The following is a 22,061-nucleotide window of genomic DNA, read 5'->3' on the forward strand; positions in this document are numbered from 1 at the left end:
GGTATTTTAATGAAATGACATAACTCTCTAGTTCTGAAAGCTCTCTGAAGAAGTCCTATTCAATGCTTAAGCAATTTCCTTGTCCTTAGTCAGCCAATGCAGAGATGTGTCCGGTTCAATAAAATAATTTTAATTTCATCAATAAAATTATGTGGTTTAAATTGATTTTAATGCTGAATTCAGGCTAATCTGCCAGTGGCAGAGTCACAATCGCCAAAATTTTGTCCAACAATTTTAATGAAAAATTTGGCGGCTTCATGCCAATATCTATTTATAAATAAAAAAATTTGAATGAGTGCAACGGATCGCGCATGAAAACAATTGCTCCACGCCAAGACCAAGGAATTCCAGGTGTTTACGGTCTCCTGCTTCTCGATGTCATTTCCCGCTGGGGTTATAACAATGAATCGCTTTTCCAACCTTTTAGCCTGACCAGTGAACAGTTGGCAGATCCTGATTTTCGTATTCCAACCCCTGTCGCCAACGAACTGGTCAAATATGCCCTGAAACTGACCGGAGAGCCGACCTTGGGTTATCATCTCGGCACACAGATGCGGATCTCGATTCATGGCTTTATTGGCTATGCGATTATGACGGCGAATAATATTACCGATGCGCTGGTACTGGCGAATCGATTTATTCAACTTCGTTTACCCTTCCTGCAACTGTTTTTCTCGACTTTTGGTGCTAAAGCCACGGTACAGCTGCAAACCGATATTCAGCTTGAACCGCTGCGCACCGAAATTTCCATTGCCTTGATGATTGGTCTGATCAGTATGGCCAAAGCCATTACAGGCGTTACCGATGCCACGGGAGAAATCGACTTCGATTTTAAGAAGCCGGAAGGTTTTGAACGCTTTATGGCGAAGTTTCCAACGCATCAGTTCCGTTTTGAACAACCGCATTTAATTCTGAGCTTTGATAAAAGTTACCTGATGAATAAGCTGGTGCACGCCGATCCGATTGCCAGCCAGATTGCGATTAACCAGTGTGAAACGGAACTTTCTGCCTTGGGCGAACGGCATCGGATTGCGATGCGCGTCCGAGATATCTTGACCCATGCCGAGCAGCATTATCTGAGTATTGAAAGTGTGGCGGATCGCTTACACATGTCTGACCGCACCTTAAAACGTCAACTCGCCGCTGAAGGCACCTCATTTTCTACCCTGGTCGATGAAGTGCGTTACCGGCATGCCACCTCGTTATTGTCCCGGACAGATTTCACTCTGGAACAGATTGCCGATGAACTGGGCTATAGTGATGTCGCCAATTTTAGCCGGGCGTTTAAACGCTGGAGTGGTCGCAGCCCGAGCAACTGGCGCAAAGATCCTTATTTATAAGGGAGCATAAGCCTTTTGTTTTTCTTAAAAAGAATGTATAAAACATGTCAAAAATGATCTTAAGATTTTTAAGGAGTTATCAATGAATCATCCTGCAGAATTAAAGTACGCAAGTACACATGAATGGGTGCGCATTGAGGGTGATCTTGTTGTGACCGGTATTTCCGACCATGCACAGGATGCGTTAGGTGATTTGGTTTATGTAGAAGCACCAGATCTTGATTCACATATCACTGCGGGCGAACAAGCTGGCGTGGTTGAATCAGTTAAAACAGCTTCCGATATTCATGCACCGGTGTCTGGCGTAGTGGTTGAAATCAATCCTGATCTTGAAGATGATCCTGATTTTATTAATGATGACCCATACGGCAAAGGCTGGATCTATAAAATCAAGCCAGACAATATAGCAGATGTCGAAAAGCTGCTTTCCAATACAGAATATGAAGCTGGCCTATAAGCCATTTTAACTTGAAAAAAAATCAGCCTCCGGGCTGATTTTTTATTGTAGATCCGTCGTTGCATTTTCCAGTTCAAATTAAATTTCATGTATTTATCATGAAATATCATTGTATTTTTCACTTATTTTCCCTAAAGTCTTGCTCATATCTGCTTCGCTCCTGAATAGGTCGCGCTTATTTATAACAATAATTTCCCCCATGCTGAGCCCAGCGTCTCACAGCATATCATTTTAGGAAAATCATGAATGCCATTGCAGCGCCACTATGGACCAAGTCATTTATCCTTTGTCTGGCCAACAACCTGTTTTTATTTATTTTCTATTTTGCGCAAACCACAATTTTGCCGATTTATATCTTAAAAGAATTAGGCGGCAACCTGACCCAGGCGGGGCTGGCCATGACTTTGTTTATGGTCTCTGCCATTGCAGTGCGACCTTTTAGCGGTTTAATTATCGAAAAATTTGGGGTACGTAGAACCCTGATTATTTCAGAAGTGTTTTTTAGCCTGTTTTCACTTACTTATCTGCTGGCAGATCAGCTCACGATTCTGTTTATCATCCGTTTCTTCCAGGGCATCTGGTTCAGTATATTGACTACAGTTTGCGTGCCTGTGGTGAACCAATTTATTCCGGAGCAGCGTAAAGGCGAAGGCATGGGCTATTTTGTCATGTCGGTAAATCTGGGGATTGTCTTGGGTCCTTTAATTGGTCTGAGCCTGATGGAATACTGGTCTTATTTTCAGGTCAGTACGCTATTGATCGCCTTAGTTTTTATCGGATTTGCCTTCTGTTTTTTGATTCCGGTCAAAGAACCTGAAAAAATCATCAAAAATACCAATAAGAAAACCTCGCTTGAGCTGACAGATTTTGTGGAAAAGAAAGTGCTGCCTGTCGCAGTATTGGCCATGCTGATTTCTTTTTCTTATGCGAGCATCATGTCTTTTATCGCACCCTTCGCAGCCAGCAAGGATTTAATGGCCTATGCAGGTTTATTCTTTGTGGTTTTTGCGATTTCCATGATGAGCTTACGGCCGATCACCGGAAAGATTTATGATCGTAAAGGCCCGCAATATGTGATTTATCCGGCATTGCTGGCTTTTAGTTCGGGTTTATTTTTACTGAGCCAGATTCAGAGCTTATGGGGATTTATGCTGGCTGCAGTCATGGTTGGTGTGGGCTTTGGTAGTGTGCAGCCGTGTATTCAAACTTTGGCGATTCAATGTGCGCCCAAGCATCGAATTGGCTATGCAACTTCAACTTTTTATACGTTTTATGACCTGGGTATTGCCATCGGTTCACTACTGATTGGTGCCATCATTGCAGCTTACAGTTATCAGTTTGCTTTTATGCTATGCGGTATTTTAACCTTAAGCAGTATTATTTATTTTAAGCTGGTGGTGCAACGTAAAACCGTCTAGGGTCTGTTGACATTTACTGTTCAAAAAAATAGCGAGAAAGTAAAATTTAATCGCCAAACTAAATTTACTTCTCGCTATGCCTCGTACAATGCTGAATGATCAACACTGGTCTAAGTTACTTTCTATTTTCCGAAATTTTGATATCTATTTCAAATCTAATTTGAGAAATTTTGTCGAAGCAATACTTTATAGAATAAGAACAGGCTGCCCATGGCGTGATTTGCCTAAAGAATTTGGTTCGTATAACTCAATCTTTAAAAAATATAATCGTTGGTGTAAAAATGATAAGTTAATGAAAATATTTAAATTAATTTCTTCAAGTGCTGATATGGAATGGGTTTTTATTGATGGTAGTCATGTTCGGGCACACCAACATTCTGCTGGAATAAAAGATCAGGATATTTCTAAAAGCATTGGTGGAAATAGTTCTAAAATACACTTAGCTGTTGATGCGGATGGCAATCCAATCGAAATTATTATCTCCGATGGAACGATACATGATGTCAAGATTGCTCCCAAAATGATTGAAAAACTTGATTTGAGTGAAACGGAAGTATGTTGTGCAGACAAAGGATATGACTCTGAATCATTAAGAGAACAAATATCTGCGAAAAAAACTAAAGCGAATATTCCAAGAAAATCAAATACTCAGTCAAATAATGATCATATGGATTGGTATTTATATAAAATCAGACACTTAGTTGAGAATGCATTTTGTAGGTTAAAGCAGTTCAGAGGAATAGCAACACGATATGATAAGCTAAAGTGTAGCTATGAGGGGGCAGTTGCATTAGCTTGTATATTTATTTGGCTACCTTTATCGGGTAAATTCTATACTTGAAATGTCAACAGACCCTAGTTTTATGGATTGAATAATAAATAAGATAAATAAAAACAGGCAGAAAATTCTGCCTGTGATTTTTTGAGCAAATATTTATTCTGACACCGAAGTATTCTCTGCTTGTTTCTCTTCCGCTTTTGGCTCTTGCATCATGGTGAATTGGGTTGCCTCTGTGGCTACGGTAGTGTCCTGTCGGTTACTTTTCAGCTTGATTTGTAAGCGCAGTTCATTGGTCGAATCGGCATTGCGCAAGGCTTCTTCATAAGAAATTTCACCCTGGTTATACAGGTCAAATAAGGCCTGGTCAAAGGTCTGCATGCCCAGTTCACGCGATTTCGCCATAATCGCTTTCAATTCGTGGAATTCACCTTTCAAAATCAGGTCAGACATCAGTGGCGTATTTAACATGATTTCAATCGCTGCACGACGGCCTTTACCATCTTGAGTACGAATCAGACGCTGTGAAATGATCGCCTTCATATTGGATGACAAATCCATTAATAGCTGGTTCCGGCGTTCTTCCGGGAAGAAATTGATAATCCGGTCCAAAGTCTGGTTGGCATTGTTCGAGTGCAGCGTTCCCAGACACAGATGTCCAGTTTCAGCAAAAGCAATCGCGTGTTCCATGGTTTCAGTATCGCGAATTTCGCCGATCAGAATCACATCTGGTGCCTGACGCAAGGTATTTTTCAGCGCATTATGCCAGGAATGGCAGTCCACTCCGACTTCACGATGAGTAATCATGGATTTTTTATGCTTGTGCACATATTCAACCGGGTCTTCTACGGTAATGATATGCCCGGCCGAATTTTCATTACGGTAGTCAATCATCGCCGCGAGTGAAGTTGATTTACCTGAACCCGTTCCACCGACCACCAGCACCAGTCCGCGTTTTTCCATAATCACATGTTTCAGCGATTCCGGTAATTTCAGTTTCTGGAAGTTTGGAATTTCTGCAGTAATGGTACGAATTACCATGCCGACATTGAGTTGTTGCTGGAACACATTGACCCGGAAACGGGAAACACCTGGCACGGTGATGGCAAAATTGCACTCGAGTTCAGTTTCAAATTCTTTACGCTGTTTATCATTCATCAAGCTGTAGGCAAACAGCTTGGTTTTTTCAGCCGTGAGTTCCTGCTGTCCAAAAGGTTTCATTAAGCCCTGATGTTTAATACTAGGTGGAAAATCAGCCGTAATAAATAAATCTGAACCGCCATATTCCACCACCTTAGTCAGCATGTGATGCATGAATTTTTTTGCTTCGTCCAACAATTCTGCCGTGAACATCTTTTCCCCCGGAAATGCACAACGGCACAAATCTCAATCTTAGATTTATGTCAAAATATTTTGATTTCATTGTGCAGCGTTTTTTTTAAAGCCTCAAACATATTTGATTTATAAAGAAAATATTTTAAATTTTTTATGTGATTTACTTCAATAAAAATGAAATTAACCTGCAATATATACGCTTTTTTAAAGCAACTCTGCTCAAAAAGAAGATTGTCATTTAAATGGTAAAATTCTATCAGACGAATCATAATTTGTCCTTTACGACATATAGAGTGTTATTTTTTTCCTTATGATTACCAACTCCTCTATTTTTTATGTACCAATTTCGGTTCTACCACATGCACTAATGAATTATGAAAAATAGAACAATGTTTATGAAAATTGAACAGAATCAATCGTGGAACTTTGTTCAAATAATAGGTGTGGAACTTCATAAATTATTAAAAAAGCTAAATTCAGCTGAGTTAGGCTTTCCAATACGGTATAACCTAATAATTTATATGAAATAAAAAACTGAGTTTCGCATAAGGTGTATTATGTTAATTTTAGAAAAACTTTAATATATATTTAATTTATATATCCTCAACTTAACTAAAATTCTCTTTTTCAAACGCTTCTAATCTTGATGTCATTTCTTCTTCTGTATACAGCTCTAAACGTGATATTTCTTTAATTTTTTTATCTACAAATTTGAAAATCACTCTATCTCTAAAACCTAAGACATAGGGTTTATCTGCCTTAATAGAATTATCATTTGTTATAATTTCTAGCATCCCATCATTATCTATATCAGTGAATATGTATCCAGCAGTCGTGCTAACAACTACTGTATCCATTAATTGAAGTGTGGGTTCATCTGGATCTTTTATATAATTATATATTTCTAATTTACAGCTATATGGTCCTGCACCTGATTGTATGAAAATTTCATCCTCTCCATCATTATCTATATCAAACTTAGATAAAACATAGGGTTCATTAACTCTATTCTGAAAGTCATATAGCTCTATTACTTTATTTTCATTTGGTGAGCTAAGAATAGCTAAAATCTCTATAGGCTGAGAAGCTAGTTTGTTAAGAATACTAGAAAATTTTTCATCGCTTTTTTTACCTGAAAGATAAGCATAACCAATTGATACTACACCTATAATCCAACCTGTTACCGTTAAAAAATCATTCATAAATTCATCTTATAGAAATAGTAGAGATGGCTATTCATATTATAAAATCGTTCTAATCATTATTTTTATTTTCAAATGCTCTGATTAGCTACTTTAAGCATTTAAGTAAATGCCGCTGATCAGCCTCATCGGATTCTGTCTTTCCCCAATCAATTGAGGAAAGACATCATTCAGTTTTAAGCACTACGCTTCAAACCTTCAAGTCGTAGTGAGTCAGTCATATTTAACAACATCTGTTCGGTTTTAGCCCAGCCCAGACATCCATCAGTTACAGACTGACCATAAGTCATTTGCTCAGAAATTTTCTGGTTGCCGTCAACAAGATGACTTTCTAGCATTACGCCACGAACATTGGTCTGTAAGCGTTCTGCCACGATCTGCTCCAATACTTCAGGCTGCAGCATCGGATTTTTTGAGCTATTGCCATGACTACAGTCAATCACCAATGCCGGTAAGTCGATCTGATGTTTGGCCCGGATTTTCTCAATTTCTGACAATTGGTAATTTGGTCCGCTATTCGAGCCACGTAAAATCAAATGTGCTTTCGGATTACCTTGCGAGTGTAAAATGCATGGCAAACCGGATTGGCTCATTCCCAGGAATTGATGCGGATGAGAGGCAGACTGAATGGCATCCAGAGCAATTTGAATCGAACCGTCAGTACCATTTTTGAAACCAATGCTATATGGCATATGGCTGGAAATTTCGCGATGAATTTGCGATTCGCTGGTACGTGCGCCAATCGCACCCCAAGCTAGTAAGTCATCGAAATAAGCAGTTGCCATTGGGCTAAGAATTTCCGAAGCGATTGGCAGGCCCATTTCAATAATTTTTAGGTATAAGTCACGGGATTTTTCCAAGCCCAATTGCATATTGGATGAACCATCCAGATTTGGATCGTAAAGGAAACCTTTCCAACCCACCGTAGTCCGTGGTTTTTCAATATAAGCACGCATCACCAGGAAAATCTGATCAGATAGCTGTGACTGAAGTTGTTTTAATTTTTCTGCATAGTCTAGCGCGGAAGCTTCATCATGAATGGAACATGGGCCTGTGACCACCATTAAACGATGATCCTTGCCTTCTAATATATTTTGAATAGTTTGACGGTGTTCAGCGACTTGGCTGGCTAATTGCGGAGACAGTGGCAATTGCTGCTTAAGCTGCTGAGGTAAAATTAAAATGCTTTCAGCATGATGTTGTTGTGATGTATTTGGGGTATTCATGACTTTAATCCTGGGACTGGCAATCAGTCCAAACTTTTATTTGAGCGTTATGGGTCTAATCGAAGGTGTTGTGAGTGTCATTAGCTGACTAAAATAAGACCAATAAAAGTTGTTAAAGTATGAATAGTTAAAGTTTGTCATGGCTGTCTCCAAAATATTGTAAAAAATGAAAGGCATAAAAAAACCTGATCAGGGTTGCCGATCAGGTATAAACTGGTGGGCAACCTTTTCATTGCCCAAACGCATTCAGGCAATTAGCTAAACTGCCAGAAATAAAAATATGCGTTTGAAATGATAGGTTGCTTTAACATGTTATGTCTTTCATAAAATGTGATTCTGAAATTAAAATACGCGCTCTGTGATCATTTGACAAGCATTAAATATAAAAAAATATTTATTAACTTTTCTACTTTTATTTATTAATTCATCAAACCGTGAGATGTATCACTAAAATTGGTAAAACCCACAAACCTATTGCAGATTTTACCAAAGAAACTTCAGTTTAATCCAAAGATTAAAAATTAACGTGAAACACGATTCCAGGCATCACGCACTGCAAATTTAGCCTGTTCCCAGTTTAAACGTGATTCGCCTTTCATTTGTTCCCATTTCAGTCTCAAATCAGGTTCTACATCTTCAAAACGGGTATGAGCATCATAGCTGCCACGGTTTTCATAACCGACTCGATAGGCCGTATCATAATCACGGTCATAATCCAGATCGCTATAGGTGGTACGTGCATCTGAATAGTATGGCGTATTGATCGAATTATCACGCCAGTAAGCCTGTTCTTCTGTTGGATTTATAGCTTCACCAACACCTTTACCTGCCAGACCACCAACAACAGCACCAACTACACCACCGACAGCGACACCCACTGGACCGCCTGCAGCACCAATGGCTGCACCAGCTGCTGCGCCACCTGCAGCACCGACACCTGTACCCACAGGATGAGCACCAGGTTCACCAGTAATTGGATCAGCATTTAAATCATCGCGGACATCTTTAGGCGCATTCTTAATTACATCACGATCAAAATTATCATTCGACATAGAGCTTATCCTTATTCTTTAAAATGGTTTTATCACGTATTTTCATACGTCCTATTTAATATAAGCATCTGGCATGTAATGACATTAGCAGGCGTGTGTTGTTTCAGTGATTCTCTGTGAGGCTTTCATGCACTAATGTATCCTGAATCAAGTGAAAGCCGCATAAAAAAGACCGGATTGGTACCGGTCTTTTTTAGATTAAAACAGCTTAGTCAAAATGAATGACTGTACGGATCGACTTGCCTTCATGCATCAGGTCAAAAGCTTCATTGATCTGATCTAATGGCATGGTATGTGTCACAAAAGGCTCAAGTTGAATTTCACCTTTCATGGATTGCTCTACCATTCCCGGCAATTGTGAACGGCCTTTCACCCCACCAAACGCAGTACCCATCCATTTACGACCTGTGACTAACTGGAATGGACGGGTTGAAATTTCTTTACCTGCACCGGCTACTCCAATAATCACTGATTGACCCCAGCCACGGTGCGCACATTCTAATGCTGAACGCATTACATCTACATTACCGATACATTCGAATGAATGGTCTACACCCCAACCAGTCATTTCGACGATCACTTGCTGGATCGGCTGATCATAGTCTTTTGGATTCAGGAAATCTGTCGCACCAAACTGTTTCGCCAGTTCAAATTTATCCGGATTGGTATCAATCACAATGATACGGCCGGCTTTGGCCTGACGTGCGCCTTGCACTACAGCAAGACCGATACCACCTAAACCAAATACTGCAACACTGTCACCTTCCTGAACTTTAGCGGTGTTATGTACTGCACCAATACCGGTAGTCACACCACAGCCCAGCAGGCAAACATGCTCATGGTTGGCTTCAGGATTAATTTTTGCCAGAGAAACTTCAGCAACCACGGTATATTCTGAAAAAGTTGAACAACCCATATAGTGATAGATCGGCTCGCCATTATAAGAGAAACGGGTCGTACCATCTGGCATGACACCTTTACCTTGCGTCGCCCGTACAGCAACACACAGGTTGGTCTTGCCTGATTTACAGAACAAGCATTCGCCACACTCAGCAGTATAAAGCGGAATCACGTGATCGCCCGGTTTCAGGCTAGTGACTCCTTCACCTACTTCAACGACCACACCCGCACCTTCATGACCCAAAATTGCAGGGAATACACCTTCAGGATCTTCACCAGACAAGGTAAATGCATCTGTATGACACACACCTGTATGGCTAATTTTTACTAATACTTCACCTGCTTTTGGTGGAGCAACATCCACTTCTACAATTTCTAATGGCTGGCCTGGACCAAACGCAACTGCTGCACGTGATTTCATGTAAAACTGTCCTTTTTTTGCTGATTTACAGATGACTAACAGTAACCTCTTTCTATTCGGAGATTCAACTATTAACATCACCAGATAAGGAATAAAAGATCCTATAATTAATGGAACATCAATGACTAAACCTTCGCCCTTTGTATGTTTGAGCATTTTTACTTTTAGCATCATGCTTTCTGGCTGTGAACTGGCTCCCAACACTGCTGAAGAAGCGAAAATCACGCCGGTTCGACCTGCACATTGGATCGACAATCAACTTTCAAAACAGCAGATCAATAGTGGTAAAACGGCTTTCTTGCCGCTCTATGATGGCTTTATGAGTATGGCAGCGCGTCTGCACCTGATTAACAAGGCCAAATATCATCTGGACCTGCAATATTACATCTGGAAGGATGATTATATTGGCAATATGATCTTGTCTCAATTACTTAAAGCCGCTGATCGCGGTGTTAAAGTACGGATTCAGATTGACGATCAAAATGGCACCCAGCTTGATGACAAGCTTCTCGCTCTAAGCCAGCATCCAAATTTTGAAGTCCGGATTTTTAATCCCTATAAATTTCGTCATTTACGTGCGCTGGATTATGGTTTCCGGATGAAAAAGGTCAACCATCGCATGCACAATAAACTGATCATTGCGGATGGCACTGCAGCCGTGACCGGTGGCCGCAATATCAGCAGTGAATATTTTGATGCCAGTGAAGATTTTCAATTCACCGATGTGGATATATTCTTCGCGGGTCAAAGCGTAACAGATGCCAATCAGACCTTTATTAACTTCTGGAATGATGATCTGAGTTATGACGTTCGACAGGTGTTGAATGATGCCGGCCATCCTGAAATGCTTAAAAGGCTCAGAACTGAATTTGAACGTGAAGATGTTGATGAAACTGAACTCAAACGCCGGGTGGGTATTGCCGAGAAACAAGTCGAACAGCACTTAAAAAAACAACCCATTCACTGGGCGCCGGCTTATTTTGTTGCGGATAGTCCCGCAAAAGCTCGTCCTCATGCCAAAAATGGCGATTATATTTATACCCATATGCTCGAATTAATGGGTGAGCCGAAAAAACATCTGGAACTGGTGTCCTCGTACTTTATTCCCACGCAAAAAGGGGCTGACTATTTAACCCGTCGTGCGCAACAAGGCGTGAAAATCAGAATCCTGACCAACTCTTTTCAGGCCAATGATGTGGCTGCGGTGCATGCCTATTATCAGCAATATCGTCAGCAATTATTGAAAAGTGGCATCGAACTCTGGGAATTTAAACCCTACATTGTCCGTCCAGAACGGACCTGGTATGAAATTATGACCGGTGACATTATCCCGGCTAAAAACAAAAACAGCTCCAGTTTGCATGCCAAGTTTTTTGATCTGGATGGCATGGTTTTTGTCGGTTCATTTAATTTTGATCCGCGTTCAGCCTATCTGAATACCGAAGTCGGTCTGGTCATTGAGTCGGAAGATTTTCAGAAGGAAATTACCAGTGCGATGAATCAGTACTTACCACGCGTGGCTTATCAGCTCAAGCTGAATGAAAAAAATGAAATGATTTGGCTAGAACATCAAAAAGATGGCCGTAGCATTCAACATTCACATGATCCGGAAACTACAAAATTCCAGCGTTTTATGATGAATCTGGTGACGAAATTTCCCGGTGAATGGTTAATGTAATGACATTGGAGTGACCTTAAAATTACATGCTATGAAAAGCCCGTATTTCGAGAATAGCCGATTAACCTAACTTAGTCCGATCATCTTTTAAAAGGTTTTACAGTCGATTGCGCTTACTTTAGAATTACACTTTTCTCGTATTTTGCGATTGTTCGCCCTCCACTCCCATGCAATTTTTTGATTTAAGCCGTCAGTTTAAGTTCAGTGATATTCTGACGCCTGTAAAAACTCTCCATGATTTATCCCAGCAAGAATGGTATTTGGCCAAAATTCGGGTGGAACATGACTGTCTGTCCGACTCCGATACGGTCGAGGGACAGGTAGTTTTGAAATCCAGTGAAAATATTCAACTTGAACTGGAATGGCTGATTCAGGATAGCGGTTATGAATTACAGGTTTTATTTAAAGGTGTAGAAACCGAAGCCACTGATGAGACCGGTATTATGTTGAAAGGTGCACAACTGGTCGATGAACTGCAGCAAGTACTCTCTGCCCAAGCGTTAAGCTTATGGATTGATGGCACTCTTTTGCCGATGTTGCCCGAGATCCGTCAGGAAATTAAAGCACGTTTAAACTTATGGGATTATGTCGAATACGATGGCTAATCGCCGAGTTTTGCATTTTTTAAAGAGCCTATGGGGCTCTTTTTTATAATCTGAATAACGATTTAGATTGATCAAACTGCCGTAGCTTCAGTTTTTTCAGGCAATGCCAAGCTGGGTAATTTGTTATAAAATTTATAAAAATAATAAGAGAATCAAGGCATGATTTCTGATAATGAATGGCAACAGATTCGCCAGGTGGTCGCTGATGCACAACGGGCCGCCATGCATTGCCCTATTGCAACGGTCAACTCTAAAGGCTTTCCTAGCATTACTCCGATCGGAACCGTATTCCTCAACAAAAAGACCAGCACGGGTTTCTTTTTTGATACTTATTCGACTACGTTCTGTGAAAATTTACAGTATCAGCCACTGGCCTGCATACAAGCCGTGAACAGTAGCAAACTGTTTTGGTTTCATGCACTGTTGAAAGGTAAATTTAAGCGTTATCCAGGAGTACGCTTATATGGAGAAATTGGTCCTTTACGTCCGGCCTCGCCTGAGGAAATACAGCAGGTGGAGTCGCGTATTCGAGCTTTAAAATGGACCAAAGGTAGCCAGTTAATCTGGTCAAGCTTTCATCATGTCCGGGAGATTAAGATCAGTAGCTATCGCTGGGTCGAATATCCAAATATGAATAAATAAAGCCACCAACTTACAAATAGTAAGTTTATTTCTTATCTGCAGCCCAGAAACTTCTTTAACTATTTTCACCTGATTATTGGATTAAATATTAAATCAGACCCACATGTTCAAACATTGTCCGGTAACTTTCGGCTTTTTTCTCCAGAGAAACCGGATATGCTCGAGAAGATGAAGGCATGCGATATAAATACAGATCACGTCCGACAAAATGGGCCTGACTTGGCTGACCAATACTCGGCTTTAAAGTCCCTTCAGGCATGGACAGCATCATGGTGTCTGTGGCCTTGTCGCCTGTGGTCATAATATGATTGCACTGCGGCATTTGGCTGAGCAGTTGCTCAATATTGGTAGGTACTACTATTTCCAAAAACTTGTCTGAAGCATTGCCCTTTAAACGCCGGATCTGATAGCCACTATCAAAAATCGCAATCCCCGTTTCTGTTAAAAAATCCCGGATTAATTGTTCCTGAAATTTTTTATTAGGTAAGTCCAAAAAGTAATCTTTATTTTCAAAGAAAATCAGTCCAAAAATCCGCCACATATCATTCTGGTAGTTTGGATAATAAAAGTTCATTTTCCAGCGTGTGGCAGGTGGCGGGAAACTACCCAACATCAGCAATTTGGCATTGGGTGGTAAAAATGGCGGTAGCGGATGGGTTTCAATATCAGACATAGAATTAACTAAATTGAGAGATTCCAACTATTTTAGAAGGTCTTCCGAATCTTGCCAGCTACTTCTTGTCCCCAAAGTGTATAAACTTCCTTACTCGGATGAAAACCATCTGCAGCCATTTGTAAATTCATGGCACGATACTTCTCAATATCGTATTCAATCCATTGCATATTCACTTGCTGATTCACAAAATTTTCCAGTTGCTGGTTCATCTGTTTAGCATACTGGCCAAATAGCCAAGCCAAAGGATTTGGTAACGCCGGAAACATATTCATTGGCGGCACACCGGCAGCAATGATCAGTCTCGGACCAAATTTTTTCTGGATTTTGCTATAAAGCTGTTCCTGCTTCTGAATCCAGACCTCGGCAGGCATCAGTTTGGTCACATCATTGACGCCAACCGACGTGACGATTACATCATATTGCTGGACTTCAATCTGGTCCAAAGCATGAATTACTTTTGAGCTGGTATCACCGGTTTTGGCCTGTAATTTCCAGTCAATTTCAAAGTCATTTTTCAGTTCATGCAGAATTGCACCCAGTAATGCATCATCCTGATGTTCTACTCCTACCCCTGCCGCCGCGGAATCCCCTAAAATCAGCAGAGACAGTTTGTTGCCGGTTCCGGTTTGACCTTCACGTGCACCTTCAGGTTCCGGCAGTCTTAGGGTATTTTTCTTGACACGATTACCCTGAATGACAAGTGCAGGAATCAAGGCAATGGTGGCGGCTTTCAGCAACATAGCGGGCTAATTTATATAGGGATATACTTAATTTTACCTGAGTTTATTCTTTTGAACTATTTCCTCAACAGTCATTTTAAATGAATGTTCACCTAAATTTAACTAAGATAGGATTCTTGCAAAATATAGGCTTAGATAGCTTTTTGACATTGAATAAATCACCAAGGATAAATATAAAAAAAATCCCGCTTAAAAACGGGATTTTTTATGGAAATCAAAGATTAAATTTTATAGTCATTCCAGCGATTCATACGCTTAAAGGTTCCTACATCATTAAAACGCACGCCCACTTCCTTCATCACTTTATGCGCCGTTTTGGACGTCAGTTGACGGATATAAAATGGCTCTTTGACCACAAAATGATGAATCGCATGGGTCGAACCAAAATTACAGCAGAATAACTGGAACGGGACCATCCACCATGGATTGAGCACTTGGGTTTGTTTGATCACATCACGTGGATCAATATCGCCATAATAATGCATATTTGAACTGACAAACTGCAAGCTAAAAGAACGGATAAAGTTCGGAATCACCCAGATGACTGCCAGCAGATTTACGATCGGCATGGCGTCGACAATACCTTGCGACCAGAGCATCTCATAACCGAACAGTGGTGCAACCGCATTTAAACCATGAAAGACCACAAACAGATAGCACAATCCATAGTAAATAATGCTGAGAGGTAAAAAGCCGAATAACTGAGAAATCATGGCAATTTTACGTTCTTTTTCAGGCTGTTTTTCCAGAAAGAGATGAATCATTTTAAACATCTGAAATGGACGCAAATACACTGACATTAACTGGTCACTAATCACCAGAATTCGGCGAATGCCCCAAGGCATACCATTACTGATGCCACGTTCTTCCAGGTCATGTTCAGTGCCTGAATATTTATGATGATGCAAATGTAAACGACGACGTGCCCACGGACTAATGGTGTTTGGACGTGCCAACCAGACCAGTGCCAGCATCAAATGATGTGCCCAAGGTGTTTTTTTGAAATACATATAATGAATCAGGTCATGTTCCAATTCATGGGTCAATGATGCAAAAATCGCAATCAAGGGAATGGTAAACCATACTGAGAGATAACCTGTTCCATATGCTACCGCGCATGCAATCATGCCTGCCCAGGCGAAGCCTAAAATACTCGCACCGATAAAGTTCTGATGTTTGAGTATGGGATAACGAGCACGCACCTCTTCCCCGGCCTGGGTAACGATACTTCTGACCTTGGAGATTCGCTGCTGGTCAGTCATATCCGCAGATGTAGACATATGGACAACCTTTAATTTCTGGACGGTTGTACATTAAAGGAAATTCTAAAAAAGAGAAGTTATCTTTCTATTTTTAGAGTGAGTATGTCTAAGTTTTGGACAGTTTGGAAAAGTTCTTAAAATTGGCGAAAATTAGGAAAAGTTAAAGAAGTTCTTGCTCAGGAAATGAAAAATTAAAAGTAATTGATTTAATTGCAAATTCATCCATAAGATAAAAACATAATTTTTGATAATTTAAAAAATTATATTAATAATCAATATATTAGAATTTATAAGATTTCGCTTTTCTGTAAATTCAAGCTATACATTTTTTTAGAAAAAAATCCTGATTCAGAAATTTTTCTCATTTTGTCATAAAAATAAAAAGAGAAGCGCCATAGCTTCTCTTTTTATAGATCTAAGAGCGCTTTTAACCTAACTTGTTCACCAGTTTAAGTGGTAATACTTTCATAGCCAGCCCTAATGGCAACCAAGGCCATTTTGGTACATAGGCTTTCACTGGCGCTTTTTCAATTTCTGCTGCCAATAAACGCGAACCAGTTTTTTCATCTACTTCAAAAGGTAGCTTTTTTGCACCTTCATTGATTTCAGTCCGAATATACCCTGGGAAAATGGTAGTCACTTTTATTGGCGTATCGATCAGTTCAGCTCGGATGCCTTCAGCCAAGTGAGCGACCCCTGCCTTACTTGCGCCATAAGCAGTCAAGTGTTTTGGCATACCACGCATTGCACTCATGGATGAGATCATGACCAGATGACCAGAGTTTTGGACGCGGAAAATCTCCACTGCAGCTTCACATTGTGCCAATGCCGAAATAAAGTTGGTTTCTACTGTGGCTTTATTGATAGCGAAATTACCTTTACCGATGCGGCGACCTTCACCTACACCTGCATTCACGATAATCCGGTCAATGGTGCCGAAGTCTGCTTTAAACGCGCGGAAAACCTCAAAAACCTGATCGTAATCGGTGACATCTAAAGTTTTAGCAATGACTTTGATGCCATATTGGCTTTCCAGTTCCTGCTTTAAGGTTTCCAGACGCTCCAGGCGACGTGCACAAATCGCCAGGTTATAGCCTTTTTTTGCAAATTCACGTGCCATACCGGCGCCGATCCCTGAACTTGCACCGGTAATTAAAATTGTTTTAGCCATGTATTTACCCTATTCCTTTATTTTTGTAGCGTATTAGGTTTTCAATCTCATTTTAAATCCAGGTCAATAAGTCTGGACGCTGTGCTTTAATAAAATGATGTTCATTTAAACTGAGTAGCTGAGGCTCATTACCCACCAGACGTAGTGTCGTGATACTGGTATTGGTAATCGCCCAGTTCAGGGCAAAGGTTTTCTCCGGGCTCAGCCCTAGAATTTTACCCACTGCAACAGAAATCACACCACCTGAGGTATAGACCACTGCATAGCGCGGACGGCTTTTGGACAACTGGTCACACAGATTTTCTAAGCCGCTTTCCACGCGTGCTTTGAAACTTGGCCAAGATTCATCATATTCATGGTGATAATCATCGCCAGTCCAGCGTGCAATTGCACCGCTAAAAATCTTGCTCAGATAATCCCGTGGATTTTCATGTTCCGATACATCCTGTTTCAGCAATTCAGGCTGATTAAAGCGCGGCTCATAACGGGCGAATACCTGGTGATGATTAAATTCATTCCAGGCACTATCGGTCAGAATCTCGCTTTCCGGAAAACATTCGTCCAGTGATAATTGTGCTGTCTGTTGATGGCGTTGCATGGAGCCAGCCACCACATAAGGCGCTTCTTTCAGGATTTCGTCAAAATAGCGCCCCAAAAGCTTTGCCTGTAACTCGCCGTTGGGCGAAAGTTGATCGTAACTTTCTGCGCCAAAAGAGGCCTGGCCATGCCGGATCAAGTAAATGGTAGTCATTTTGGCATTATCTCTTTAAATTTAAGCACATACTTTTGCGCAATCTCATTGGCTTCCAGTTTTTGCTTGCCAATCAGTTTTAAGGCACGAATATGCAAGGCATGAATCACCACCCAGAAATCTTTAAAGGCAGGATTATTAGTCTGTTTATGGTAATAACGATAATAGATCTGCTGGGCAATCACCGCGAGACGGAAAATCCCGAACACCTCATAAAACGCCCAGTTTTCCGGTTGCAGGCCGGTTTTTCCCAAGTAGTAATCCACCACTTCTTTACGGGTGAACATACCTTTTAGATTGGTCGGCTGACGACGTGTCGCTTTAAAGATAGCATTGTCTGTATCGTCCACCCAATAAGCCAAGGCAGAACCTAGGTCCATCAGCGGATCGCCAAGGGTGGCCATTTCCCAGTCCAGTACACCAATCACTTCCGTTGGATTTTCCGGATTTAAGATGACATTATCAAAACGCCAGTCATTATGAATGACACAGGTTTTAGAATCTGAAGGAATATTATCCTTAAGCCAGTTGCGTACATATTTAAACGATGGAACATTCAGCGTTTTGGCCTTTTCATAACGAGCATCCCAGCCTTCTACCTGACGGCGACAATAGCCTTCACCCTTGCCTAATTTTTCCAATTCAGTACCAACATAAGGAACCTGATGCAGTTCGATCAGTTTATCAATCACATTGATACATAAAATCCGGATATCGGATTCAGTAAGCTGCAGCTCAGGTGGCATTTTGGCGCGAGGGATAATTCCTTCCAGACGTTTCATGACATAGAAATCACAGCCAATCACTGATTCATCCTGACAAAGCGCCACCATTTCAGGCACCACCGGATAATGTTCAGACAAGGCTTTTTGTACATGATATTCACGTGCCATATCATGGGCTGATTTGGCTTTGGTACCTTGCGGCGGACGACGTAAAATTAGATCGGCATTGGTATACTGTAAACGGTAGGTCCAGTTTGAAGCTCCGCCTGAATATTGGGTCACTTGCACAGGGCCTTCAACATTCACATTTTGCTGAATTAGCCAATTGGTGATGGCTTGTACATCCAGTTCTTCACCTGCACGAACTGCTCCACCTACATCAATAACCGCCATAATTTTTCCTTAAAATTTTTTAATACGTTGCAATCTTCTATTTAAGCCAGTTTATTTTTTGTGGCGTGTACTGTAGCCACGTTTTGCCAGTTCCAGTTTGGCAATCATGCCCTTATGCACTTCATCCGGGCCATCAGCCAAACGTAAGGCACGTGCCTGGGCAAAGAATCCGGTCAGTGGCGTATCACGAGAGACACCGGCACCGCCGTGGATCTGGATTGCCATATCGACAACTTTTTCCAGCACACTTGGCGCAACGACTTTAATTGCAGAAATTTCAGTCAGTGCCGCCATATTCCCTAAAGTATCCATTTTATAGGCGGCATACAAGGTCAAAAGGCGTGCCTGATCAATTGCAACCCGGGCTTCCGCGACACGTTCCAGATTGCCGCCAAGTTTTAAAATCTCTTTGCCAAATGCTGTCCGGCTCATGCCTCGGTCAATCATCAACTCTAAGGATTTTTCCGCAGCCCCGATACAGCGCATGCAATGATGAATACGGCCTGGTCCTAAACGACCTTGGGCAATTTCAAAGCCCTGACCGGCGCCACCAATAAAATTCGCTACCGGAACGCGGACATTTTCAAAGCTAACTTCACCATGGCCATGTGGTGCATCGTAGTCACCAAATACAGGTAGCATGCGTTCGATTTTAACGCCGGCAGTATCCACAGGAACTAAAACCATCGAATGCTGATGATGACGGTCTTTTGTTTCATCTGGAGTATGCGCCATAAAAATAATGATTTTGGCATTTGGATCGCCTAGACCTGATGACCACCATTTACGGCCATTGAGAACAATCTCATCACCTTCCACCATCGCCGTTGCCTGCATATTGGTCGCATCACTGGATGCGACTGCAGGTTCAGTCATACAAAAGACCGAACGGATTTTTCCTTCTAAAAGTGGCATCAGCCATTGCTGTTTCTGTTCTTCAGAACCATAACGCCACAATACTTCCATATTGCCGCTATCTGGCGCATTACAGTTAAATACCACTGGTGCAATCAGGCTACGACCGGAAAGTTCGGCAATATGCGCATATTCCTGAACTGATAAACCCTGGCCAAGCTCAGGACAAGGGAGAAACATATTCCAAAGGCCAACTGCCTTGGCTTTGGCTTTTAAGCTTTCCAGTTCTGCTGGCCATTGCCATTTGGTCCAGTCACTGCCTTGATTCAACTCGTGAACCTGCTGCCAGAAATCAGCTTCAACTGGTTCAATTTCATCAGCAATAAATTTTTTGGTTCTATTTAAATAATCTTGTGCACGTGCTGAAAGCTCAAACATCTCTTTATCCCTCTAAATATTCTAATTCATACACTTTACAACACCTTAACCCAAAACCTATTATGAATAAAATGATTTTATCCCATACATTATTATGCATAGTATTCATTCTAAAACAGTCATGGACCTGCGAAATTTTCATCGTATCGACATTAACCTTTATCCGCTTTTTATGGCAATTTATGAGCAGAACAGTATTTCTAAAGCTGCACAAATTTTATCAATCAGCCAGTCTGCTGCTAGTCATGCTTTACAACGTTTAAGGCAGCATTTACAGGATGATTTATTTGTACGTACTGGTAGCAAAATGCAACCTACGCCGTTTGCGGAACAGATCTATCCTGAGCTGAAGAATGCACTTTTTGCAATTCAAAATATTTCAATACAACATCAGCAGTTCAGACCAGAAATGATTCAGAGTTTGAAAATTGCCGTTCATGATGAAATTGAACCAATGATCTTTCCCAGACTCGTTCAGCACTTTCAGCAACTCAATCTAGAAATTCAGCTTAGCAGCATGAAACTGGACCGTAAAAATATAGCAGCAGACCTCGCCTCTCAACAGATCGATTTTGTCATAGATCTGGAACAAAACATTGCTGATAAAATTCAGTTTGAACGCCTGGTGCAAGATGAATTTGTAGTATGTACACAATTAACAGAAATGAGTGAACAGATTTATCTTGCCTCACCGCATATTGGCGTGTCATCACGCCGTACCGGCGTTTTAGTTGAGGATATTTATTTAAGCCGTAAACAATATTCACGACAGATTTTTTTACGCTGTCAGCATTACTCAACTGCTCTGCAAATTTTGGAACAACAAAAGACAGCTATGTTGACTATTCCTAAAAATGTATTGGTACATTTACAATTGGCTACCAGTCTAAATATTTTTGAAGTCCCTGTGGAACTGCCGAAAATTAATATGGGGATGTATTGGCATAAGGATTTGCAAGAGAATAAAAGACATCAATTTTTGAGAAGTGAAATTTATAAAATTTTTGCTTAGGCTATTTATAAAGGAATGCAAGTTTACTTAGGCTATTTTTATATAAGTTTAGATGGTTGCATCTTCATCTTTTCAGTAGAAAAATATACTTAGGCTATTTTAGCTGGTACAAAACTAAACACTGAGTGATTAGCTTTTAAGCCGTAGATCTACTGGCTTTGCTCTAAAATGGCTCGACTTTTAGCTGTGATTTTACAGCTGGTTTTGCTGATTTGGATCTTGCCTTTGTTAAATCTCTCCATCACCTGGCAAATTGTGCTGGGCCTCGTACTGCTGTGTTTTTCTTATTATCTGCTGCATAAAATTACAGTTTATTTAAAAGATGTTTTCCGCCCCTTTAAGAAAGGCAAAAAATACTGGTGCCGTGTAAAAGCCGTAAGTGATGGTGATACCCTCACCTGCTACCGTTTTAATATTCGTCGCTCTGAGACCAAATTGCGCTTTGCTTTTGTCGATGCCCCTGAATCATCACAAGCCTATGGCAAGGAATCGCAACGTCTGGTCAAAAGCATGGTGAATAATAAAATGGTTCGGGTCAAGATAACCGACATTGACCGTTATGGTCGCTGTGTGGGTGTCGTCTATCGCTATCGCAAAAATATCAATGAAGAGATTGTCAAACGTGGTGCAGCGTGGGTCTATGAAGAATATATCAAGGACAAAACCCATTTACGCTATATGATGGAACTGCAAAATAAAGCCAAGAAACAGAAAAAAGGCCTTTGGAAACATACTCGTCCTGTACGTCCAAGTGTTTATCGTAAACAGGTAAAATCGTAAATTTGGTTTTATCAAAGATAAATGGCAAATAATAAAAAGTGATCAGTACATTCAGATCACTTTTTTCATTTTTTTAGTTTTACTAATTTAATAAGCCAAATGCACCAGAAAGCGGAATGCGCCAGCAATCAGGGCCAGCGTTAAAAATCCTGCCAGCCATAATCCTACAAACCATAATGCCTGTTTGCCTTTCATGACCACTCC

Annotated in this window: 22 protein-coding genes; 9 read left to right on the forward strand and 13 right to left on the reverse strand. The window is 40.9% G+C overall.

What is annotated here, in order from left to right; all coding sequences use genetic code 11:
* Nucleotides 1-311 precede the first annotated feature (311 nt).
* From F995_RS11725 to F995_RS11740, 4 genes are all read left to right on the forward strand, one after another.
* Nucleotides 312-1,340 (forward strand): AraC family transcriptional regulator, encoded by a 1,029-nt coding sequence (locus F995_RS11725; protein ID WP_004280421.1) that lies wholly within the window; start codon nucleotides 312-314, stop codon nucleotides 1,338-1,340.
* Nucleotides 1,341-1,422: 82 nt separating this feature from the next.
* Nucleotides 1,423-1,797: a glycine cleavage system protein GcvH gene (gene gcvH, locus F995_RS11730; protein WP_004647068.1), complete on the forward strand. Its 375-nt coding sequence runs from the start codon at nucleotides 1,423-1,425 to the stop codon at nucleotides 1,795-1,797.
* Nucleotides 1,798-2,039: 242 nt separating this feature from the next.
* Nucleotides 2,040-3,215, forward strand: coding sequence for an MFS transporter (locus tag F995_RS11735; RefSeq protein WP_004647069.1), 1,176 nt, complete (start codon nucleotides 2,040-2,042; stop codon nucleotides 3,213-3,215).
* Nucleotides 3,216-3,291: 76 nt separating this feature from the next.
* A complete protein-coding gene (locus F995_RS11740; RefSeq protein WP_004645258.1) occupies nucleotides 3,292-4,056 on the forward strand; it encodes an IS5 family transposase in 765 nt (254 codons plus the stop codon).
* A 93-nt stretch (nucleotides 4,057-4,149) separates the two neighbouring features.
* On the opposite strand, the gene F995_RS11745 is transcribed toward F995_RS11740, so the two are convergent.
* From F995_RS11745 to F995_RS11770, 5 genes are all read right to left on the reverse strand, one after another.
* Complete coding sequence (locus F995_RS11745) at nucleotides 4,150-5,346, reverse strand: PilT/PilU family type 4a pilus ATPase (RefSeq protein WP_004647070.1); 1,197 nt, start codon at nucleotides 5,344-5,346, stop codon at nucleotides 4,150-4,152.
* A gap of 590 nt (nucleotides 5,347-5,936) precedes the next feature.
* A complete protein-coding gene (locus F995_RS11755; protein WP_004647072.1) occupies nucleotides 5,937-6,530 on the reverse strand; it encodes an FG-GAP repeat domain-containing protein in 594 nt (197 codons plus the stop codon).
* Nucleotides 6,531-6,706: 176 nt separating this feature from the next.
* Nucleotides 6,707-7,756 (reverse strand): 3-deoxy-7-phosphoheptulonate synthase, encoded by a 1,050-nt coding sequence (locus tag F995_RS11760; RefSeq protein ID WP_004647073.1) that lies wholly within the window; start codon nucleotides 7,754-7,756, stop codon nucleotides 6,707-6,709.
* Nucleotides 7,757-8,277: 521 nt separating this feature from the next.
* Complete coding sequence (locus F995_RS11765) at nucleotides 8,278-8,808, reverse strand: hypothetical protein (protein WP_004280428.1); 531 nt, start codon at nucleotides 8,806-8,808, stop codon at nucleotides 8,278-8,280.
* 208 nt (nucleotides 8,809-9,016) lie between these two features.
* On the reverse strand, nucleotides 9,017-10,129 hold the full coding sequence (locus F995_RS11770; protein ID WP_004280430.1) for an S-(hydroxymethyl)glutathione dehydrogenase/class III alcohol dehydrogenase: 1,113 nt from the start codon (nucleotides 10,127-10,129) through the stop codon (nucleotides 9,017-9,019).
* Nucleotides 10,130-10,250: 121 nt separating this feature from the next.
* Here F995_RS11770 and F995_RS11775 point away from each other — a divergent pair, with 121 nt between their 5' ends.
* From F995_RS11775 to F995_RS11785, 3 genes are all read left to right on the forward strand, one after another.
* The gene (locus F995_RS11775; RefSeq protein ID WP_004647074.1) at nucleotides 10,251-11,807 is read left to right on the forward strand and encodes a phospholipase D family protein; all 1,557 of its coding nucleotides are present in this window, start codon (nucleotides 10,251-10,253) and stop codon (nucleotides 11,805-11,807) included.
* Nucleotides 11,808-11,974: 167 nt separating this feature from the next.
* Complete coding sequence (locus F995_RS11780) at nucleotides 11,975-12,412, forward strand: hypothetical protein (RefSeq protein WP_004647076.1); 438 nt, start codon at nucleotides 11,975-11,977, stop codon at nucleotides 12,410-12,412.
* 159 nt (nucleotides 12,413-12,571) lie between these two features.
* Nucleotides 12,572-13,054: a hypothetical protein gene (locus F995_RS11785; RefSeq protein ID WP_004647077.1), complete on the forward strand. Its 483-nt coding sequence runs from the start codon at nucleotides 12,572-12,574 to the stop codon at nucleotides 13,052-13,054.
* An 88-nt stretch (nucleotides 13,055-13,142) separates the two neighbouring features.
* Here F995_RS11785 and F995_RS11790 read toward each other — a convergent pair whose 3' ends face one another.
* The 7 genes from F995_RS11790 to F995_RS11820 form a co-directional block, all read right to left on the reverse strand.
* Entirely contained in the window at nucleotides 13,143-13,727 is a 585-nt protein-coding gene (locus F995_RS11790) for a uracil-DNA glycosylase family protein (protein WP_004647078.1), read from the reverse strand.
* A gap of 32 nt (nucleotides 13,728-13,759) precedes the next feature.
* On the reverse strand, nucleotides 13,760-14,470 hold the full coding sequence (locus F995_RS11795) for an SGNH/GDSL hydrolase family protein (RefSeq protein ID WP_004647079.1): 711 nt from the start codon (nucleotides 14,468-14,470) through the stop codon (nucleotides 13,760-13,762).
* A gap of 221 nt (nucleotides 14,471-14,691) precedes the next feature.
* Nucleotides 14,692-15,750, reverse strand: a complete 1,059-nt coding sequence (locus F995_RS11800) for a fatty acid desaturase (RefSeq protein ID WP_004647080.1) — start codon at nucleotides 15,748-15,750, stop codon at nucleotides 14,692-14,694.
* 409 nt (nucleotides 15,751-16,159) lie between these two features.
* A complete protein-coding gene (locus F995_RS11805) occupies nucleotides 16,160-16,903 on the reverse strand; it encodes an SDR family oxidoreductase (RefSeq protein WP_004647081.1) in 744 nt (247 codons plus the stop codon).
* Nucleotides 16,904-16,955: 52 nt separating this feature from the next.
* On the reverse strand, nucleotides 16,956-17,654 hold the full coding sequence (locus tag F995_RS11810) for a histidine phosphatase family protein (protein ID WP_004647082.1): 699 nt from the start codon (nucleotides 17,652-17,654) through the stop codon (nucleotides 16,956-16,958).
* Complete coding sequence (locus tag F995_RS11815) at nucleotides 17,651-18,772, reverse strand: phosphotransferase family protein (protein WP_004647083.1); 1,122 nt, start codon at nucleotides 18,770-18,772, stop codon at nucleotides 17,651-17,653. The genes F995_RS11810 and F995_RS11815 overlap by 4 nt, the downstream gene beginning before the upstream one ends.
* Nucleotides 18,773-18,823: 51 nt before the next feature.
* On the reverse strand, nucleotides 18,824-20,065 hold the full coding sequence (locus F995_RS11820; RefSeq protein WP_004647085.1) for an acyl-CoA dehydrogenase family protein: 1,242 nt from the start codon (nucleotides 20,063-20,065) through the stop codon (nucleotides 18,824-18,826).
* Nucleotides 20,066-20,159: 94 nt separating this feature from the next.
* On the opposite strand from F995_RS11820, the gene F995_RS11825 reads away from it, so the two are divergent.
* Nucleotides 20,160-21,077 (forward strand): LysR family transcriptional regulator, encoded by a 918-nt coding sequence (locus tag F995_RS11825; protein WP_004647086.1) that lies wholly within the window; start codon nucleotides 20,160-20,162, stop codon nucleotides 21,075-21,077.
* A 168-nt stretch (nucleotides 21,078-21,245) separates the two neighbouring features.
* Nucleotides 21,246-21,857, forward strand: coding sequence for a thermonuclease family protein (locus tag F995_RS11830; protein WP_004647087.1), 612 nt, complete (start codon nucleotides 21,246-21,248; stop codon nucleotides 21,855-21,857).
* A gap of 87 nt (nucleotides 21,858-21,944) precedes the next feature.
* On the opposite strand, the gene F995_RS16660 is transcribed toward F995_RS11830, so the two are convergent.
* Nucleotides 21,945-22,052, reverse strand: a complete 108-nt coding sequence (locus F995_RS16660; protein ID WP_004647088.1) for a hypothetical protein — start codon at nucleotides 22,050-22,052, stop codon at nucleotides 21,945-21,947.
* Nucleotides 22,053-22,061: the final 9 nt, after the last annotated feature.

It is taken from the genome of Acinetobacter sp. CIP A162, from assembly GCF_000367905.1.
Lineage (GTDB): Bacteria > Pseudomonadota > Gammaproteobacteria > Pseudomonadales > Moraxellaceae > Acinetobacter > Acinetobacter lwoffii.